At 45.1% G+C, this 17,688-nt stretch carries 13 protein-coding genes; 5 read left to right on the forward strand and 8 right to left on the reverse strand.

The window, feature by feature from the left end; translation table 11 throughout:
- Positions 1–136: 136 nt before the first annotated feature.
- A complete protein-coding gene (uvsE, locus tag HUW51_RS15300) occupies positions 137–1,045 on the reverse strand; it encodes a UV DNA damage repair endonuclease UvsE (protein WP_185270503.1) in 909 nt (302 codons plus the stop codon).
- 541 nt (positions 1,046–1,586) lie between these two features.
- Between uvsE and HUW51_RS15305 the strand changes: the two genes are divergently transcribed.
- Both HUW51_RS15305 and HUW51_RS15310 read left to right on the forward strand, forming a co-directional pair.
- Positions 1,587–2,288 (forward strand): RibD family protein, encoded by a 702-nt coding sequence (locus tag HUW51_RS15305; protein ID WP_185270504.1) that lies wholly within the window; start codon positions 1,587–1,589, stop codon positions 2,286–2,288.
- A 41-nt stretch (positions 2,289–2,329) separates the two neighbouring features.
- Positions 2,330–2,980 (forward strand): NAD(P)-dependent oxidoreductase, encoded by a 651-nt coding sequence (locus HUW51_RS15310; protein ID WP_185270505.1) that lies wholly within the window; start codon positions 2,330–2,332, stop codon positions 2,978–2,980.
- 132 nt (positions 2,981–3,112) lie between these two features.
- Here the strand turns inward: HUW51_RS15310 and HUW51_RS15315 are convergent, their stop codons facing one another.
- Positions 3,113–3,619, reverse strand: a complete 507-nt coding sequence (locus HUW51_RS15315) for a hypothetical protein (protein WP_185270506.1) — start codon at positions 3,617–3,619, stop codon at positions 3,113–3,115.
- Between the two features lie 171 nt (positions 3,620–3,790).
- Here HUW51_RS15315 and HUW51_RS15320 point away from each other — a divergent pair, with 171 nt between their 5' ends.
- Together HUW51_RS15320 and HUW51_RS15325 are read left to right on the forward strand one after the other, a co-directional pair.
- Positions 3,791–4,438 carry a 3-keto-disaccharide hydrolase gene (locus tag HUW51_RS15320; protein ID WP_185270507.1) on the forward strand — a complete coding sequence of 216 codons (648 nt, stop codon included), beginning with the start codon at positions 3,791–3,793 and terminating at the stop codon, positions 4,436–4,438.
- Between the two features lie 259 nt (positions 4,439–4,697).
- A complete protein-coding gene (locus HUW51_RS15325; RefSeq protein WP_185270508.1) occupies positions 4,698–7,574 on the forward strand; it encodes a PVC-type heme-binding CxxCH protein in 2,877 nt (958 codons plus the stop codon).
- A gap of 508 nt (positions 7,575–8,082) precedes the next feature.
- On the opposite strand, the gene HUW51_RS15330 is transcribed toward HUW51_RS15325, so the two are convergent.
- Both HUW51_RS15330 and HUW51_RS15335 read right to left on the reverse strand, forming a co-directional pair.
- Positions 8,083–9,132: an LLM class flavin-dependent oxidoreductase gene (locus HUW51_RS15330; RefSeq protein WP_185270509.1), complete on the reverse strand. Its 1,050-nt coding sequence runs from the start codon at positions 9,130–9,132 to the stop codon at positions 8,083–8,085.
- Positions 9,133–9,392: 260 nt separating this feature from the next.
- Positions 9,393–9,605: a CsbD family protein gene (locus HUW51_RS15335; protein WP_185270510.1), complete on the reverse strand. Its 213-nt coding sequence runs from the start codon at positions 9,603–9,605 to the stop codon at positions 9,393–9,395.
- A 294-nt stretch (positions 9,606–9,899) separates the two neighbouring features.
- Between HUW51_RS15335 and HUW51_RS15340 the strand changes: the two genes are divergently transcribed.
- Positions 9,900–10,814, forward strand: a complete 915-nt coding sequence (locus HUW51_RS15340) for a pirin family protein (RefSeq protein WP_185270511.1) — start codon at positions 9,900–9,902, stop codon at positions 10,812–10,814.
- Positions 10,815–11,171: 357 nt separating this feature from the next.
- Here the strand turns inward: HUW51_RS15340 and HUW51_RS15345 are convergent, their stop codons facing one another.
- The 4 genes from HUW51_RS15345 to HUW51_RS15360 form a co-directional block, all read right to left on the reverse strand.
- A complete protein-coding gene (locus tag HUW51_RS15345) occupies positions 11,172–14,765 on the reverse strand; it encodes an ABC transporter permease/M1 family aminopeptidase (protein ID WP_185270512.1) in 3,594 nt (1,197 codons plus the stop codon).
- Positions 14,762–15,658, reverse strand: a complete 897-nt coding sequence (locus tag HUW51_RS15350) for an ABC transporter ATP-binding protein (RefSeq protein ID WP_185270513.1) — start codon at positions 15,656–15,658, stop codon at positions 14,762–14,764. The genes HUW51_RS15345 and HUW51_RS15350 overlap by 4 nt, the downstream gene beginning before the upstream one ends.
- Positions 15,659–16,446: 788 nt before the next feature.
- The gene (locus HUW51_RS15355; protein ID WP_185270514.1) at positions 16,447–16,632 is read right to left on the reverse strand and encodes a hypothetical protein; all 186 of its coding nucleotides are present in this window, start codon (positions 16,630–16,632) and stop codon (positions 16,447–16,449) included.
- 105 nt (positions 16,633–16,737) lie between these two features.
- Positions 16,738–17,580 (reverse strand): NAD-dependent epimerase/dehydratase family protein, encoded by an 843-nt coding sequence (locus tag HUW51_RS15360; protein ID WP_185270515.1) that lies wholly within the window; start codon positions 17,578–17,580, stop codon positions 16,738–16,740.
- Between the last annotated feature and the right edge of the window lie 108 nt (positions 17,581–17,688).

Genomic DNA, 17,688 nt, shown 5'->3' on the forward strand with positions numbered 1-17,688 from the left:
CTCCCCTAAAAACAGGGGGGAGATGCGGATTTGAAGAATTCTTTTGCTTGAAATACTTTAAGCTCCCCGCCTTGGATAAGGAGGGGTTGGGGGTGGTTGAATTTATAAAAATTTTAATTATTCAATAGGCTAGTCCTTATTTCTCTATCCCATAATCCTGCAAGTACTTCGCAATTGCCAGTTCTTTGGCCTTAGCTTCGAACATAATATCCATTTTCTGATTATAGGTTTGTACTTTTTCGTAGAGGTAGTCGGCGTGAGAGGTAGCAACGGAGCTGGGGTCTTCGTACTTTTTCTTGGAACTGGAATAATGCACCACCGGCGTAATACCGGCAGGCCAGGTGCTGATGGCTGCCAGCAAGGCTTCTTCTTCGCTTAAGCCGCCGGTACAAAACTGGTGATGAAAATAATCGAAAGTAATGGGTACGTGGGTTTGTTCGTGCAGCCACAATAAATCATGTACGCTAAACATATTGGCTTTGTCGTCGTTCTCCACCGTTATTCTTTTGCGCACGTTGTCGGGTAGGCGCATGTAATTGTCAGCAAACCGGTCGAGTGCCGAGGGTTTATCGCCGAAAGCGCCGCCCACGTGGATGTTAATTTTGGCGTAGGGGGTTTGGGGTAATTGCAGTAAATCCATAACGGCGGCGTGTTGGCTGAGTTCGTGAAAGGTTTTGGTTATTACGTTTTCGGAGTTGGACGCCAGCACGTTAAACGGACCGGGATGGTAGGTTAAACGCAAGCCGCTTTGGGCCGCCTTCTCGCCGCAACGCTTTAGAACCTGGCTGATTGCCTCGTAATCCGGTAAGTCCGTTAGCTGGTACTGGCTCATCCAGGGGAGCATGTCCGAACTCATCCGGAAAAACAAAATACCGTGTTGGATATTCCAGTTCAATACCTTTTCAAAGTCGGTAAAATTAGCTAGCGCCAGCGTCGAAGCGTAAGGCACTCCTTTTTCCAGGAAAGTCCGTTTCATCATGGAACGGTTTACCTGCACTTTTTGAGCGGCCAAAGTTAAATTAATGGAGGCATAGCCATACAGCATACATTCTAAAGTTAAATTGCGCAAACCGCATTTTTAAGAATCCGGAGCGAGCATGTACGTAAATCAACCGGTTAAAGACAAAAGCCAACTGATTTTAAAATTTATAACCATCAGCCGGTTTACTTGTTTGCTTAATTGTTTGTTTTAAAACTGCGTATACAATACCCGCAGCGAAGCTGAAGAAGAATTAATAACCGCAATCGTTTCGCGTAAAGACAAATCGTTTGTGAAGACACCAACGACGGCACTGGAAAGAGCTAAACGACAGCTTTAATTGGGATGCTGCGATGGCACTGTTTAATAGTATAATAATTGTTCCAGTATGGGCAACGCGCTCTAAATTCGCCCAAGGCAGTGTCTCACTGCCAAGTATTGGGTAAGTTTTATGAGAAAAGAAAAAAAATAAAAATTCGTTTATAACCGTTTTCCGGGATTAATCTCGCTGAAAAATAAACCGGTAATTACCGGAACACAAGCAGGAAAAATTGCTTTTGTTGCTATTCAAAAAATCAAAAATTTAAAAAATACGAATTTAAATAAGATGAAACCTTACGTAATATGCCACATGCTCGGCTCGGTGGATGGCCGGATTAAACAGGATATCTGGGGATTTAAAGACCATCATAAATATTTTGAAGAAACCGCTGAGAAAATTCCGGCGGATGCCTGGCTGGTAGGCCGGGTTACCATGCAGGAGTTTTCGAGCAAGCAGGAATATGCGTTGCCACCCGCCCAGGAAGATTTACCAAAAACCGATTTTGTGGCGGATCAGCCGGAAAAATCTTTTGCGGTAGTCATCGACCCGGCTGGCAAATGTTTCTGGGATACCAATATGGTTTCTACGGAACACGTAATTGAAGTGCTCACCGAAAAAGTGCCCGCTAATTACCTGGAGCATTTGCGTAGCAAAAATGTGTCTTACATTTTTGGCGGAAAAGAAGAACTCGATCTGGCACTGGTACTGGAGAAATTACACGATCTTTTTAACATTAAAACTGTGCGGATAGATGGCGGGGGGCATGTAAACGGGTCTTTTTTAAAAGCCGGCTTAATTGATGAATTTAGTTTGGTGCTGGCACCCGTCGCCGATGGTACCATTGGCTCGCCCACGGTTTTTGAAGTAGAAGAAGGTTATGGTACTCGCCAGGCTACGCATTTTAAAATCAAATCCGTCGACCGGATATATGACGATTTTCTCTGGATTCGCTACGAGGTAGTTAAAAATCAGCAAACTGACTGGTAAGTAATTTTTAAAATTTTAAAAAACATCATAACTAAAATATCATGAAAGTAGCATTAATCGGCGCAACGGGATTTGTGGGTTCCGCCATTTTAAACGAATTAGTGGAAAGGGGCCACCAGGTAACCGCCATTGTCCGGAACCCGGAAAAAGTAAAATCAGCGGAAAATATAACGGCAGTAAAAGCCAATGTTCTGGACGAAAACGAAGTAGCCGAAGCAGTAAAAAACCATGACGTAGTAGTGAACGCCTTTAATCCCGGCTGGACCAACCCGAATATTTACGAAGAAGCCATGCAAGGTTCTCAGGCCATTCAAAGCGGGGTAAAGAAAGCAGGGGTAAAGCGCTTGTTTGTAATAGGTGGTGCGGGCAGTTTGTATGTAGCCCCCAATACGCAGTTAATTGATACGCCGCAATTCCCGGAAAGCTTTAAAGCCGGCGCTTCTGCGGCCCGCGATTACTTGAATATTTTAAAAAAAGAACAAGATTTAGTCTGGACTTTCCTGAGCCCGGCCATCGAAATGCACCAGGGAACTTCGGGCGAACGCCGCGGCAAGTACCGCATAGGTTTAGAAAATCCGGTTTTCGATGAAAACAACCGCAGCGTAATTTCCGTGGAAGATATGGCCATTGCTATTGTGGACGAACTGGAAAACCCGAAGCACATCCGTCAACGGTTTACGGTAGGGTATTAAATCAATATTTATTATTTAGCCAAGCTATGATGCAAAAGTAAAGCTGCACCATAGCTTGGCTATAATTTTACAGCCGAACTGAGTTAAAAGTAGGCGTAGCTAATATTTAGGTGTAATTAGTTGATATATTCATTATTGTTCTTCTGATTCAAAAGCACTAACATCTTTTTCAAGTTCCTTAGGCGATACTTCATAGAGGTAATTCATCAGGTCATAAAATTCCTCTTTTGTTTGTAATCTTACTCGTTTCAGTTGACCGTCTGGATAAATAAACTCCACTCGATATGGTTTAAAAGTAATAGTAGCAACAACAAACGAAATCTTTTTTAAATCTTTAAAATATACCCGAAAAACTGGCGAACTAGATTTTACTTCGATGTAATCTTCATATAACATTAAACAACCTTTTTCATTACTTTTTATAGCGAGTAATAACAAAGAGACCAGTCCCAAAAAAAATATGAAACCTATCCCATTGTTGATACTCTTGGGAGATAAGTCAGATGTTATTATCTGAATAAACGGTTGTATAAAACCTAAACCCCAAAAGCCCAAAACAGCTACACCCAAAAGAATTACAGCTATTTTATTAACCCGTTTATTCGTCCTGTTTACATGAATGGAGTAGGATTTAATCATATTATATAATTCTGCAACCGACTACTTTATAAAATCTGGTAGTTGTAAGTAAAATCTAAGGTTTAAATTTTCTTTTTTGACGAACAACAATAATTTAATTTAGAAAATCATAATTTCGGAAGTTTTAAATTGTAGTAAGAAGTCTAAAGAAGATTGATTTAACCGTTCGTTATGAAAAATGCTCTTCTGTTTTTGCTCTTTGTTAGTTTGGCTCCGGTCGTTATCAGCCAAACGAAACCCAAAGCAATTCGCCTGTTTAATGGCAAAAATTTTAAAAATTGGCAAGGCGATACCCTAAAAACCTGGCGCATTCAAGACGGTGCGCTGGTAGGTGGTTCCTTAACCGAAAAAGTACCGCATAACGAGTTTTTGAGCACTACCAAAAGTTACTCCAACTACGTGCTGCGCCTGAAGATTAAATTAACCGGTACCGAAGGATTTATCAACGGTGGCGTGCAGTTTCATAGCCAGCGCATCGCCAACCCGCCCTACGAAATGACCGGCTACCAAGCCGATTTAGGCAAAGGCTTCTGGGCTAGTTTATACGACGAATCGCGCCGCGATAAACTACTGGCAGTGGCCGATTCTAATCTGGTAAAACAAATCTTAAAGCCCAACGACTGGAACGATTACGAGGTGCGCAGCGAAGGCAAGCGTATTCAAATTAAGCTTAACGGTCAGCAAACAGTAGATTACACCGAACCGGAAGCCACTATTCCGCAATCGGGCCTGATTGCCTTGCAAGTACACGGCGGCGGGAAAGTAGAGGTATATTACAAAGATATTTATCTGGAAGAACTGCCGAAATCAAGAAAATAACAAGGACAACAACCAGGTACCGGGTTGATTGCGAATAAGTACTAAAACAAAAAAAGCTTTTTTGTAAATGCTGATTTTGAACGGGCATCTGCCCGAAATTACTCTTTTTAATATTGCTTTTCTTTAGAAATAATCGCTACTTTATAGGTTAAACCGGGTACTTACTTGCCAAAATAAAGGCGGTTCGGGCATCTTCCATTTTTAAAATTTAGCCGAAAGGCTATTCATTCTGATTATAACGCATCTTAATTCTTGTTTTATGAACTTACCCCGTTCTCTTGCATTGCTCTTTTTAACTTTATCTCTTAGTGCTTCTGCTGCTGCCGCCAAGCCGGGGGTGCCAATGGCAAAAATTAAAAAACTAGCCAAGTACGACCGGGAATATACCCTGCAAACCACCATTTTGGGTTACTACGGGCCCGATGGCAAACGCAACCCGGTGCTGCAAGCTAAAAAAGGCGAAACTGTGCGCATTAAAATCGTGAACGGCGAACTCATGACCCACGACATTGCCCTGGAAAAAATAGGGGTAAAAAGTAAAGTGCTCGTGGAAAAAGGCGACACCGCCAGCGTAGTTTTTAAAGCCACCCAAAGCGATACGTATTTCTGTACCATTCCGGGGCATAAAGCGGCCGGTATGGTGGGCAAATTTGAAGTAGTAGCCGAAATTGCTTCCTCGGAAAAAGTAATTCCGGGAATAGCGCCTAAAAACGCTGGTAGAGTTTTAAACCTGAATTTTGAGAAAGGTACCCTACAGGACTGGACCGCCGAAGGTGATGCTTTTCAGAGTCCGATTGTGTCGCAGGATCCTTCGCCGGTGCACGAAAAAGACATGAAAATCAGCATGTCGGGTAAGCACTTTGTGAGCAGTGGCGGCACTAAAAATTATAAATTAACTGGTACGCTAACTTCGGCGCCTTTCCTGGTGAACCAGCCATTTGCCGCCTTTAAAGTATCGGGCGGCGCCTTACAAGATACTCGCGTAGAATTGGTGCGGGCTGATAACAACCAGGTGTTTTTTCAAATTACCGGTTCGGGCCGGGCTACTTTGCAACCTGTGGTGGTTGATTTAAAAGACGTACAGAACAAAGAAATTTTCATCCGGTTAGTTGATAAAGAAACTGGTATTTCTACCATTCCCTATATTGGCGATGACAAATGGGCCCACATAAACTTCGATGATTTTCAGTTTTATGCTACCCGTCCTGATTTCCCGAATGAGTTAAAGCCAAGCGATATTGCCATTTTACCTCCAATCGATCCGGTTTTGCACGCCGGCTTATCTGGCCCGGAAGCCGCCAAAGCCATGACCATGGCACCCGGATTTACCGTGAAATTAGCCGCTTCCGAACCACAGATTATTCGCCCTATCAGCTTTACCATCGATCCCCGCGGCCGTTTATGGGTAGCCGAAGCGCATACCTATCCGGTACGGGCTCCCGAAGGCCAGGGCCGCGATCGGGTACTAATCTTTGAAGATACCGATGGCGACGGCACCCTGGACAGCCGCAAAGTATTCGCCGAAAATTTAAATTTGATCAGCGCCATTGAAGTGGGCATGGGTGGCGTATGGCTCGGCTCAGCGCCGAACCTCTTGTTTATTCCGGTAGATAAATCCGGCGATAAACCGGCTGGTCCGCCACAAACGCTGCTCGATGGTTGGGGCCTGGATGATACCCACGAAATTTTGAATAACTTCCGCTGGGGACCCGATGGTTGGTTGTACGGCACGCACGGCGTATTTACCCATTCCAAAGTAGGCGCACCAGGCACCCCCGAAGACCAGCGCGTTAAATTAAACGCCGGCGTGTGGCGCTTTCACCCGACTACCAAGAAATTTGAGTTATTCTCCGAAGGTACCAGTAACCCCTGGGGCATCGACTGGAACGACTACGGTCATGCTTTTATTACGGTGTGCGTAATCCCGCACATGTTCCATATGATTCAAGGTGGAAGGTACCAGCGGCAGGCCGGCGAGCATTTCAACAAATTCACCTACGACGATATTAAGCAATCTGGCGATCACGTGCACTGGGTCGGCGACCGTGGGCCGCACGCCGGTAATTTTAGATCGGATGCCAAAGGTGGTGGGCACGCCCACGCCGGGGCTATGATTTACCTGGGCAACGAGAACTGGCCGAAAGAACTGCGCAACAATGTGTTCATGAACAACATTCACGGCAGCAAGGTAAACGTAGACCAGTTAAACCGCAAAGGTTCGGGTTACGTGGCCAGCCACGATAAAGACTTTCTGGTTACCAACGATTCCTGGTCGCAGTGGCTGAATTTTCGCTACGATCCGAGCGGGTCGGTGTTCGCCATCGACTGGTACGACAAAAATCAATGCCACAGCTCTAACCCCGACGTGCACCAGAAAACCATGGGCCGGATTTTTAAAATCAGCCACGAGTCCGATAAGTTTGTGAAGGTAGATTTGGCTAAAGCGTCGGATAAGGAACTGGTAAATTACCAGCTGCACAAAAACGAGTGGTACGTGCGTAACGCCCGCTTAATTTTGCAGAAGCGCGGTCCGAACAAAAAAGTGCATAAAGCCCTTAAGGAAATTTTAAAAAATAACCCTGACGAAACCCGGAAACTCCGCGCCATGTGGGCTTTGCACGTAACCAAAGGCTTAGATGAAAAAGAGTTGCTGGCTTTATTGGATGAAAAGAGTGAATACGTCAGAAGCTGGGCTATTCAGCTTTTAGCCGAAGATCAAAACTTATCCGACGCCGCGCTTAAACGTTTTGCCGAGATGGCCAAAAACGATCAATCCGCGGTAGTTCGTTTGTACCTGGTGTCGGCCATGCAGCGCACCGCTCCGGAAAAACGCTGGGAAACGCTGGAAGCCTTAGCCCAGCACGAAGAAGATAAAGACGATCATAATTTGCCTTTGATGTTATGGTACGCTTTTGAGCCCATGGTACCCACCGATATGAACCGGGCAATTGAATTGGCCCGCAAAGCCAAAGTAAATTCCATTTTACCGTTCACCGTACAACGCGTAGCCGCCATCAACACTCCGGAATCCAAGAAAGCGCTGGAAGGCTTGCAACACCACCTGGGCATGATGGACCACAGCCACCAGAACCACACGGTACAAGCTCTGGTAAAAAAAGCCCTGGAACCGAAGTGAAATTTTAAAAATTGAAAAATACTCCATTAATCTAATTGGTAGTACTTCCAGCTAAAAGCAAAAGCCCTTGCGTTTACGCAAGGGCTTTTGCTTTTCATAACCTGATGTACATTAGCGCTGGTTTACTTCCTAGTCTTATTCTTTGATAATGATCAAGAATGCCACCATCTCTTTTCCTGTTATTCAATGGGAGACAATTCTGCTGCGTAGCTAAATAGTTTCCTCCTGAATGACCCTAATTTTTAAAATTTGATTGCTATGCAACAAATAGCCGTTCCAGGTGCAAAAGGTGACGCTAAACTGTTCGAGCGTTCAGCGAGTTTTTAGCGTCTTGATTTTTTTGGTTCTTTTTGTATCAAGACAAAAAGAACAAATACTTCAGCAATGAAACAACTTCACTTAGAAACCAAAGCTATCAAGACAGCTATGCGAACGAGAACCTCCTTTTTGATTTGCCAGCTAAGGAAGTAAATCCGCACATAGTTGAATTATCCTAAATTTTTAAAAATTACGTTAACTCGGCTGTTGTACCAACAGCTTTTTTCACCGCCGGAGCCACAACCGTTCCTAATAACTCAATCGCCCGCAGAACTTTGTCGTGGGGCAAGGTACCCACACTAATGTGCAACAAAAAGCGGGTATTCTGAAAAAGCTCGTAGTTGTACAAAATCTTATCAATTACCTGCTGCGGACTACCTACTAACAAAGAACCTTCTGGGGCGCGCATCATCTCAAACTGCGGCCGGTTCATGGGCGGCCAACCGCGTTCCCGGCCAATCTGGCTCATTAAAAACGCATAAGGTCCGTAAAAATCATCCGCAGCTTTTTTTGAATCTTCCCCGATAAACCCGTGCGAGTTAATACCCAGTTGCAGTTTCGTTGTATCGTGACCGGCTTTCTGGTAGGTTTCTCGGTACAGGTTGGTGAAAGGTACAAACCGCTCCGGCATGCCGCCAATAATGGCCAAAGTCATGGGTAAGCCGTAGTTGGCCGCCCGCACCACCGATTCTGGGGTACCACCCACGGCTACCCAAATCGGCAACTCGGGTTGGTAGGGGCGGGGGTAAACGCCGCGGTTATCAATGGAGGGTCGGTGGTGGCCTTCCCAGGTGATTTTTTCGCTTTTATTAAGTTTTAGAAGTAAGTCCAGCTTTTCGGCGTATAGGGTGTGGTAGTCTTTTAAATCGTTGCCAAACAGCGGGAAAGATTCGATAAAAGAACCCCGGCCCGCCATAATCTCGGCCCGGCCTTTAGATAATAAATCTACGTGGGCAAAATCCTGAAAAACCCGCACCGGATCGTCGGAACTTAGTACTGTAACGGCGCTGGTAAGTTTTATATTCTTGGTTTTAACGGCGGCGGCAGCCAGAACAATGGCCGGCGAAGAAACTACAAAATCCGGCCGGTGGTGTTCGCCAATACCAAACACATCAAGGCCAACCTGGTCGGCCAGTTCAATTTCTTCCATCAGGTTGCTTATCCGTTGGTACGGAGCTAAAAGTTTGCCGGTGCTCGGGTCGGGCGTATTTTCAACGAAGGTGGTTATGCCAATTTCCATGATACATGTAGGTACATTAATTTACGCAAAAGAACAGGAATAATTTAATTAACCCAATTTTAGCAGGCGAATGCTTTGGGGTAGTTACTTTATTAAATGTTATCCTGTAAAAATTTAAAAAAATACTTTTTACAGGATAGTAAACAAGTGGTAAATGTTACAGCTTTAAGTTTAACCAAAAATAAAGGCGCAAGTTGCTCCTAAATAAAAAAGGTAGTTCCCGTTAAAGAACTACCTTTTTAAGTAAATGAATTTATGGCTTATAAACCTTGAATCCAGCTTTTTACATCCTGGGCGGCTTTGCCTATTTTGTCGCCAATTTTACCAAACCATTCTTCTTGTTTTCCTTCTGAATACTCCAGATCATCGTCGGTTAAATGGGCATATTGTTGTCTGATTTTACCTTTGGTTTCGGTCCAGTTGCTGCGGGCTCTTAGCTCGGCAGCATCATCGTTAAAGCTATTATTTTCCATTTTGTTTTATCTTTAAGTAATTACACATGGTGTATAAAAGTATTAACGGTATTTATCCGTAAGGGTTATTAATTATCTTTCCGTATTTAATACTAGTGGCAAATAATTGTAGGTTAGATTAACGGGAACCTGAACCATAGATATGGTTTAATGGCTGGTATTCAGATTTTAATTATCATTTTAAAAATCGGCTTCATTTATTTTGCTTAACTATAGAGTAAAACTTAGTTCTTAATAAATTAAATGATTTCTGCTGGTTGAGTTGGGTTTTAGCAAAAAAATTAAAAATAAAACATGATTGATATTGTAATTGAAGCCCGGAATGCGGCTATTATGCCGGGGATGGAAGTACGCCGGATTTTACCTTTTCGGCTGCGCCGGATGGTGGGGCCATTTATTTTTATGGATCACGCGGGACCCGTGCAGATTACGCCCCAGCAGGTTTCTAATATGGATGTGTTGCCGCATCCGCACATTGGTTTGTCCACGGTAAGTTATTTGTTTGATGGCCAGGTAACACATCGCGACAGCCTGGGGGTTAAACAGGTAATCCGCCCCGGCGAAGTCAATTGGATGACGGCCGGTCGTGGCATTGCTCATTCCGAACGTTTCGAAGATCCGGCTACGCTAGCAGGCGGTTCTTTAGAAATGATTCAAACCTGGGTGGCTTTACCAGAAAAAGAAGAAGAAGCTTTGCCCAGTTTTGATAATTACCAGCCGGAACAATTACCCGTTTTTACCGATACCGGCGTTTGGATGCGCTTGATTGCCGGCAATGCCTTTGGATTACAGAATAACGTAAAAACCCACTCGCCGCTATTTTACTTACACGTGGTTTTGCAAGCCGGCGCCCGGTTCGGGTTACCGCGGGAACATACCGAAAGAGGAGTTTACGTAGCCAAAGGCAGCGTAGAAATTGCCGGACGAACTTACACGGTGGGCCAGATGCTGGTATTTACCAAAAACTCCGACCCAATTATTCTGGCCAAAGAACCAACGACTTTGATGTTATTAGGCGGCGAACCTTTGGGCGAACGGTTTATCTGGTGGAATTTTGTGTCGTCGCGTAAAGAGCGCATTGAACAAGCTAAAGCCGACTGGAAAGAAGGCCGCATTTTGCTACCGCCCACCGATAACTTGGAATTTGTGCCGCTCCCGGAAGATAAATCCCGCCCAGCCGGCAGCCCACCCCCGCAAGCGTTATCCTGAGGAAAGCGGAACAACCAAATTTTGGGAAAATAATTGGCAGATAAACAAAAAGTTATTAGCAGCCCTGACAAGTATTCCTGTTTAGCTGCTTCGTACGCACGCAAAAGAGTATGAAACTTAGCTGAACCCAAGAATTCAACGGAATGAAAAACGTGATTCTTTTTTTTAAATTTTAAATTTTTTAAAAATTCAACTACCGCTATTTTTAATTTCAGAGTATTTAGTTTGTGTTGCTCTGATTTATTTTAACAGATATGCAAGCCTTAACACATACAGCATTCGCAACAACGAATACTGTATGCGTAAAGGGCAAAGTTGATAGAATATGCTATTTAAGGACAGGTCTTAGATAGCGCATTACTTCTCGACCTGTATAACATTATCTTCCAATCTCAGGTCAATAAGTAGATAATTTGGATCAATACCGCCACTAATGGGCTTTCGGGGTACGGTTAGTTTAATGGTTTGCTCACCCGTCCGAATGCGGTGCATCTGCTGATAAAGGGGATCACTTAGATCTTTATCTTCTTCGTATAAGCCTACTTCCAGCCAGTCATGCATGGGTACTTCTTTTTCTAAACCCGTACTATCCACAACTATTTTTTGCGCCTGCACCCGCAGGGTTACCTGCCAGTTACCAGCTTTTGTTGGGTTTGCAGTAACTTGCTTTGTTTTAAGGCGCCAATACGTGTTCTGTTGAAAAAGGTCGCGTAATAGGTAATGTAAGGAGTCTGGGGTTACTTGTTGCAGCTCCTGGTACAAATCCAGGGTAGTGGGCAGGGGTAGCTCTCCGGAGCTGTGTTTTTGGAGTAATCGCTGGAGTGCCCCATTAACTTTGGCTTGACCGATGTACTTACTTAAGGCATGCATGGCAAGCCCACCTTTACGGTAATACAAAAATTCTTCATTTGCCCGAAGTAAAGAAGCACTAGCCAGGGAACGGGGCATTTCGTAAGCGGAGTGCAGGTAGTTAACGTATTGCCGCAAATGATTTTGGCCATAGTACTTTTCCAGAACCTGCATGCCGGCATATACGGCAAGGCCTTCAATCAGTACCCCGGCACCTTCTACGTTGGCGGGGCTTAATCGGGCCATTCCCCACCACTGGTGCGCTACTTCGTGCGCCAAAATATAGTAAGGGAGATCAAAGCCTTGTGGGCTGTCATCGGGGTTCATCAGGGAGTATTGTTCTCCATAATAAATCAGGCTTGCATCGGCACTAGCCCCACCCCCACCCCCGGAGCCAGCGTGCTCTACTACCGTTAAATGCCCATAGGGGTAAGCACCGAATTGTTCTGTATAATACCTCAGTGATGCTTTCACGCTCTGCAGCATGCGGTCAATGTTTTGGACGTGCCCGGGATGGTAGTAAATCCGGATGGCAACATGTTGCCATTTGCTTTTGTGCACCGCGTAGTTGCCGGAAAAGAAAGCGTACTCGCCCCCGATGGCCGCATCGGTTTTATACCGAAAGTAGCGCCGGTTGCCGACTGTCCAGGTCTTTTTTAAGCTGCCCGGTGTTACGGCAATTTCTTCTTTGGCTGTGCCTACCGTAGCTTCAAAAGTGCTTTGATCGTTGCTAAAGGGTTTGTTACGCGCCTGCAAATCGTACAGCGAAGGCATAGTGGGGCGTGGGGCGAGCTTATACTTTTTCCGGAGCACCGCATCCTTAATTTCCCGGCGGCTTTGGTAGCCAATACTAGGGAGTAGGTCGTAATTGGTAAAGAAGGTGCCGTTTTTTACCACCAGGGAATGAGTGTTGTTCATCTGGAAACCACGCTGTTTATGAGTTACTACAAAGTTTAATTGCAGGGAGTCGCCGGGTTGTAATGCTTGCTTTAGCGCATATATGTAATAGCTGCGTTCTTTATCTTTAACTACGCCAACCGCTGAACGGTTGAACTTTACCGCACTTAATTTTACGCCCGGAGTGCTCCCCATATGGATAGAGTTAATGGGCACGGTGTTTTTATTCACCAGGGTGTAAGCAGCCCGGATTTCGACTTGCTGTTGATCCGGGTAAATCTCGGCGTGCAGTTTGGTAGCAGTAAGCTGGGGTTGCGGTGTGTTTCGGAATTGGCTATAGCGTTGTTCGTATTCGGCCTTACGTTTATTCAGGTCGGCGCTGGACAGGTACTCGTTTAATATATTTGTATTGTAGAAAATAAAGCTACCCAGGGTAAGAACAAGTCCGGTAACAATTACGGTAACCCAGGCGGTAGCGGGGGTAAAACGGTGTCGGGCTAACTGAAGGCGGTATTTTAAACCTTGCTCGCGGCCCCGCGGCCAAAGCAAATTGGCGGCTACAGCCAGGAACAAAGCCCAGGCAATCCAATAAAACTTAAACCACAGCCACGGTCCCAGGGTAGTACCAAAGCCCCGCATATCGGTGTACGACCATCCTGGGGAAGCGCCAAATATAAGCATTGGGTGCTCTACCTGAAAAGTGCCCGGAAAGGCGATGAAGCCGAAAACTAACAGCATTACCAAATAACCTATGTATTTTTGATTCACCACCACGTGTACCACCAGGGCCAGCAGGGCAAAAATCAGGTAGTCCGGAAGCTGAAGGAGAAAGAGCACCTGCAAGTACAAGCCTAAGTCCAATGTATAGTAGCCCATATTTAACTGCATCCCGATACCTTCGGCCAAAAGCAGCACCATCCAAACCACGATAATCAGGCTTAAACCCAGAAACTTACCGATAAAAAATACCCATTCCGGTACCGGGGTAGCATCAATTAAATCCTGCAGGCCGGCATCCCGTTCCCGCCAGACAAGCTCCCCGCTATAGTACATAATGAGCAGCGGAATAATTACCCACGGGCTACTGATATTAGAGATTGGCGTAGCCAGGTAGCTTAATACTTGCGGCGTAGTTGGGAGCAACGGAATACCAAACTGCGTTATGATGCGATTAGCGCTTATTACCGAAACCAAAACTAGTGCCGCAACCAGCGTAAGTCCGGCTGGGTGTTGGGCAATTTTTTTAAAAAATGCCCCAGCTAAGGTGAATGTCTGATAGAAATAGGTGGCAAAGTTGAAACTGCGGGAAACTTGCGGAACAGAAATGGCGGGTGCTTTATTGCGGGTGGCGGTAAATGTTTCGGGCGGTAAGTTTGGCCGACGTTTTAAGCCAACTACAACATGGTGGGTTTCCTGATGAGTAAAACGGAAGCGAAAGTACGTAAGTAACAGCAAGCCTAAAGCCACGCTCAGCCACAAAACACGATTCAGCAGAAACATTCCTTCCAGCATAATTAGTCGCGTATTTTTTTCGGTGGCCGTCCAGGTTTGCAGTTCGTTACCTATAATTCCGGTAACTCCAACCGGGTCTAGTAATTTTACCAGGTCCCAGTTACCGAAGAGCCTGGCCATCGCCAGCGCAATAATTTGTGCCACCAAGGCTAACAGAAGGCTGGCCAGGTAACTGGTCATTACCCGGCGGTTAAGCGCAGCCAGGCTAAATTGGAGCGCGGTGGCCACCAAGGCACCAGGCAAGGCAATGAAGAAGTAGACGTTTCCGTAAATTAATGGCCGGAAAGGTAATAATTCGCCGGACTCCATACCGGGCAGATAGAAGGAAAGCAGTGCCCCCACTGGTAACGAGAGCAGCAGCAAGGCATTTACCGCCAATGCAGCCAAAAAGCGTCCGCCCAGATAGTGCAGCTTCGTTACCGGAGCAGTGTAGGTTAGCGGATGCATTCGCGTTTGCAGATCCCGGGCGGCGGCTTCGCCCGCCACGGCCGCACCCATGATGAGCCAAATAAAGCCACCAATTACCGTAACTGCCGTGATATGGAAGGTATTGTTAGGGTATACGCCGTCGCCCGGGGTAGTTACCAGGTTCATCAGCAAAGTAAACACCAGCAAAACTCCTAAATAAAGCCAGGTGGTGCGGCGCCGTATTTGGTAGGTGAATTCAAAGCAGAAGATCGTCCAGAGTTTCATGGGGCAACCGGTTTATAGTATGCTGTATGGCCGGCCATGGTGGCAAAGTAAACATCTTCCAGGTCAGGGGTTATTGCTTCAAAGTTGTTGCCGGGAGCTTCCTCGCTGTAAATATGCACTACGGTCTGGCCGCCGAGCAGTTTAGTAGAGATAATTTGATACTCTTGTTCCATCTCCGGCAGCTTACTTTTCTCCACCATACGGCGCCAGATCCTGCCCTGCAATTCTGCCATGGCTTTTAGGGGCTCCGCTTCCTGCAAAATTTGTCCTTTATGGATAATGGCCATGCGGGGGCAAAGCTCGCGTACATCTTCTACAATGTGGGTAGATAGCAGCACCACGCTGTTCTCGCCCAACTCGCTTAACAAATTAAGAAAGCGCACCCGTTCGGCTGGGTCCAGTCCTGCCGTAGGTTCATCCACGATCAATAGCTTCGGGTTTCCCAGCAGCGCCACGGCCACGCCAAATCGCTGCTTCATACCACCCGAAAAGTTGCCCAGTTTTTGCCGGCGTTTTTCCCATAAATTGGTTTGTTTCAGTAAGGCCGTTACTACTTCTTTTCTGGCCGACCGGTTAGTAATGCCTTTCAGTACAGCAAAATAATCGAGCAGATCTTCTGCTTTTGCTTGCGGGTACACCCCAAATTCCTGCGGCAGATATCCCAATGTTTGGCGCACTGCTTCTTTTTGGTTCAACACGTCCAGACTATCCAGGTAAATACTGCCTGTGTCGGGTTCCTGCAAGGTAGCCAGGATGCGCATGAGGGTGGATTTACCGGCTCCGTTTGGCCCTAGCAGGCCGTACATGCCCTTCGGAATGGTGAGCGTAATATCCCGGAGTGCCTGAACCCCGTTAGGATATAATTTGGCGATATTGGTAATTTGTAGGGTCATGGGTTTATTCTATTAGCCGTAATTCTGATCTGGCCACCTGACTGCAATGCAGCGCTTTATAAGAGCAAGCCTACTGTTTTTTACTACAAGTGGTGCGCTTCCGAATCGCGTGGATTAGCAGATAAGGGAGTGATATGAAGGTAATATATAGTACTATGTTTTGCAAGCTACTATATAAAATATTTTTTAAAAATCTGGTTTTTGGCTTACTAATTCAGGAACGATGCAAGTGCCAGGGGATAGGTCTTGTTTCTCTTTTGTAGTGCGGGCGTGTTGAAAGAGGAATTAACGTGGCTAGAAGCAGATTTGAGCTGGCAGGATGAACCTAAACGGTGGGCCAGATGCTGGTATTTACTAAGAATATCGGCCCAATTATTCTGGCCAAAGAAAAGAACCATTTACCCGGATGCTGTTGGCCGGCGAACCCTAGGGCAAACGGTTTAACTGGTGGAATTTTGTGTTGTAGAGGAAAGAGCGCCTTTAACAAGCCAAAGCCGGCTGGAAAGAAGGCCGCATATTGCTACCGCCTACCGATAACCTGGAATTTGTACTGCTCCCGGAAGATAAATCCCGTCCTGCTGGCAGTCCACCCCCGCAGGCGCTATCTTAATTTATTTTAATTTACTGTGGTGATGATTATTTCTCTAAAAGGAAGTACAGATAAAAACTTTGGTCTTGGTTGGGCTCCCCATGGGTAGCGTAATTACTGCTCTTGATTTGCCACCCCTTTTCTTGTTGCTCTTTTAATATTTTTAAAGCACCTGAATAATCATATACATTTTCTGCAGTTACTCGTTTTTGCCCAAAGCTGCGGCTGCTTCTGGAGTTGATATGTTTATAATCATATTTTTACGTTGACCAGAGACTATAAACGTCATGGTTTCTTTAGAAACAGCCTGCTCGTACTGGGTAAAGCTAAATAAGGCCTTTATGATTAAAGCCAAGACTAAGGTGATACTTTTGTTTTGTCCCATTAATGTATTTTTAAGAATTTTTAAATTCCATCCATGTTGCTCAAAGGTCTCGTGTTAGCGGTGGTTGAAGGCTGACGTTTACACAAGGTTTGCCATGGTCTTTTTTTATTTCAGGAATGTATCAAAATTATTTTTGGGTTGGTAATTCAAATCTCTTTTTGCCTTAGCTATTGAATAAACTCTGTCTATCTTTTCGGGATATTTCCAGTTATTTCGTCTGTAAAACTCTTCCGCTTCCGGATAGTATTTACAAATCACATCCTGAGGGTTACTATATATTTCTGACAAGTCGTCCTTTTTAAAGGGGCTCTCGTTTGATATATTGTAAATCTCAAATGAGCTGAATTTCTTTTCCAAAGCCAATTGATGCCCCTTTGCTCCGTCCTCTTCATCCAATCCCCTATATATTCGATGATTTGCTTTAGTGTTATCGTCTTCTGGCAAAAACCTGGACACTCTTAAGACTGTGGTTTCAATTCCTTCTTTCTCGAAATAGTCCTTGCAAAGCAACTCACATGTTAGTTTGGTGATATCGTAAATATCTCTTGGTTGAGGAATTAATTCTTCATCTACCCAAACAGCTTGCTTGTCACTTACCATTGCTGTACCATAAATGGAGGTTGTGCTTGTGTACAGAAACTTACGGACCCTATTTTCAACCGATGCTGACAGGAGATTATTGGTTCCATTAATATTTGTTTCAATGAATTTATCCCTGGAATAGTTTAGGTCTGTATGCTTTCCATGTAAAGCGGCTGTATGGATTATGGCATCAACTCCTTTTGTAACTTCTTTAATAATATTTCTATCCCGGATATCGATTATTTCATCTGTTGTATCGCTTTCTATAAGGTCAATTCCTAATATATTGTAATTATTCATTCTTAGGAGCCGAACAATTTCTTTCCCCAATTTTCCTGAAGAACCTGTAACTAATACCCTTTTCATTTTTTATTGATTGTGGCTAACGTCCCCGGCTTTGCGGCGGCCGGGAGATTTACTTGATGATCCTGCCACCCGAAAGAGCCAAGGTTGAAATGTAAAGGAAGGGAGGCA

Origin of the sequence: Adhaeribacter swui, assembly GCF_014217805.1 — a bacterium.
Classification (GTDB): Bacteria; Bacteroidota; Bacteroidia; order Cytophagales; family Hymenobacteraceae; genus Adhaeribacter; species Adhaeribacter swui.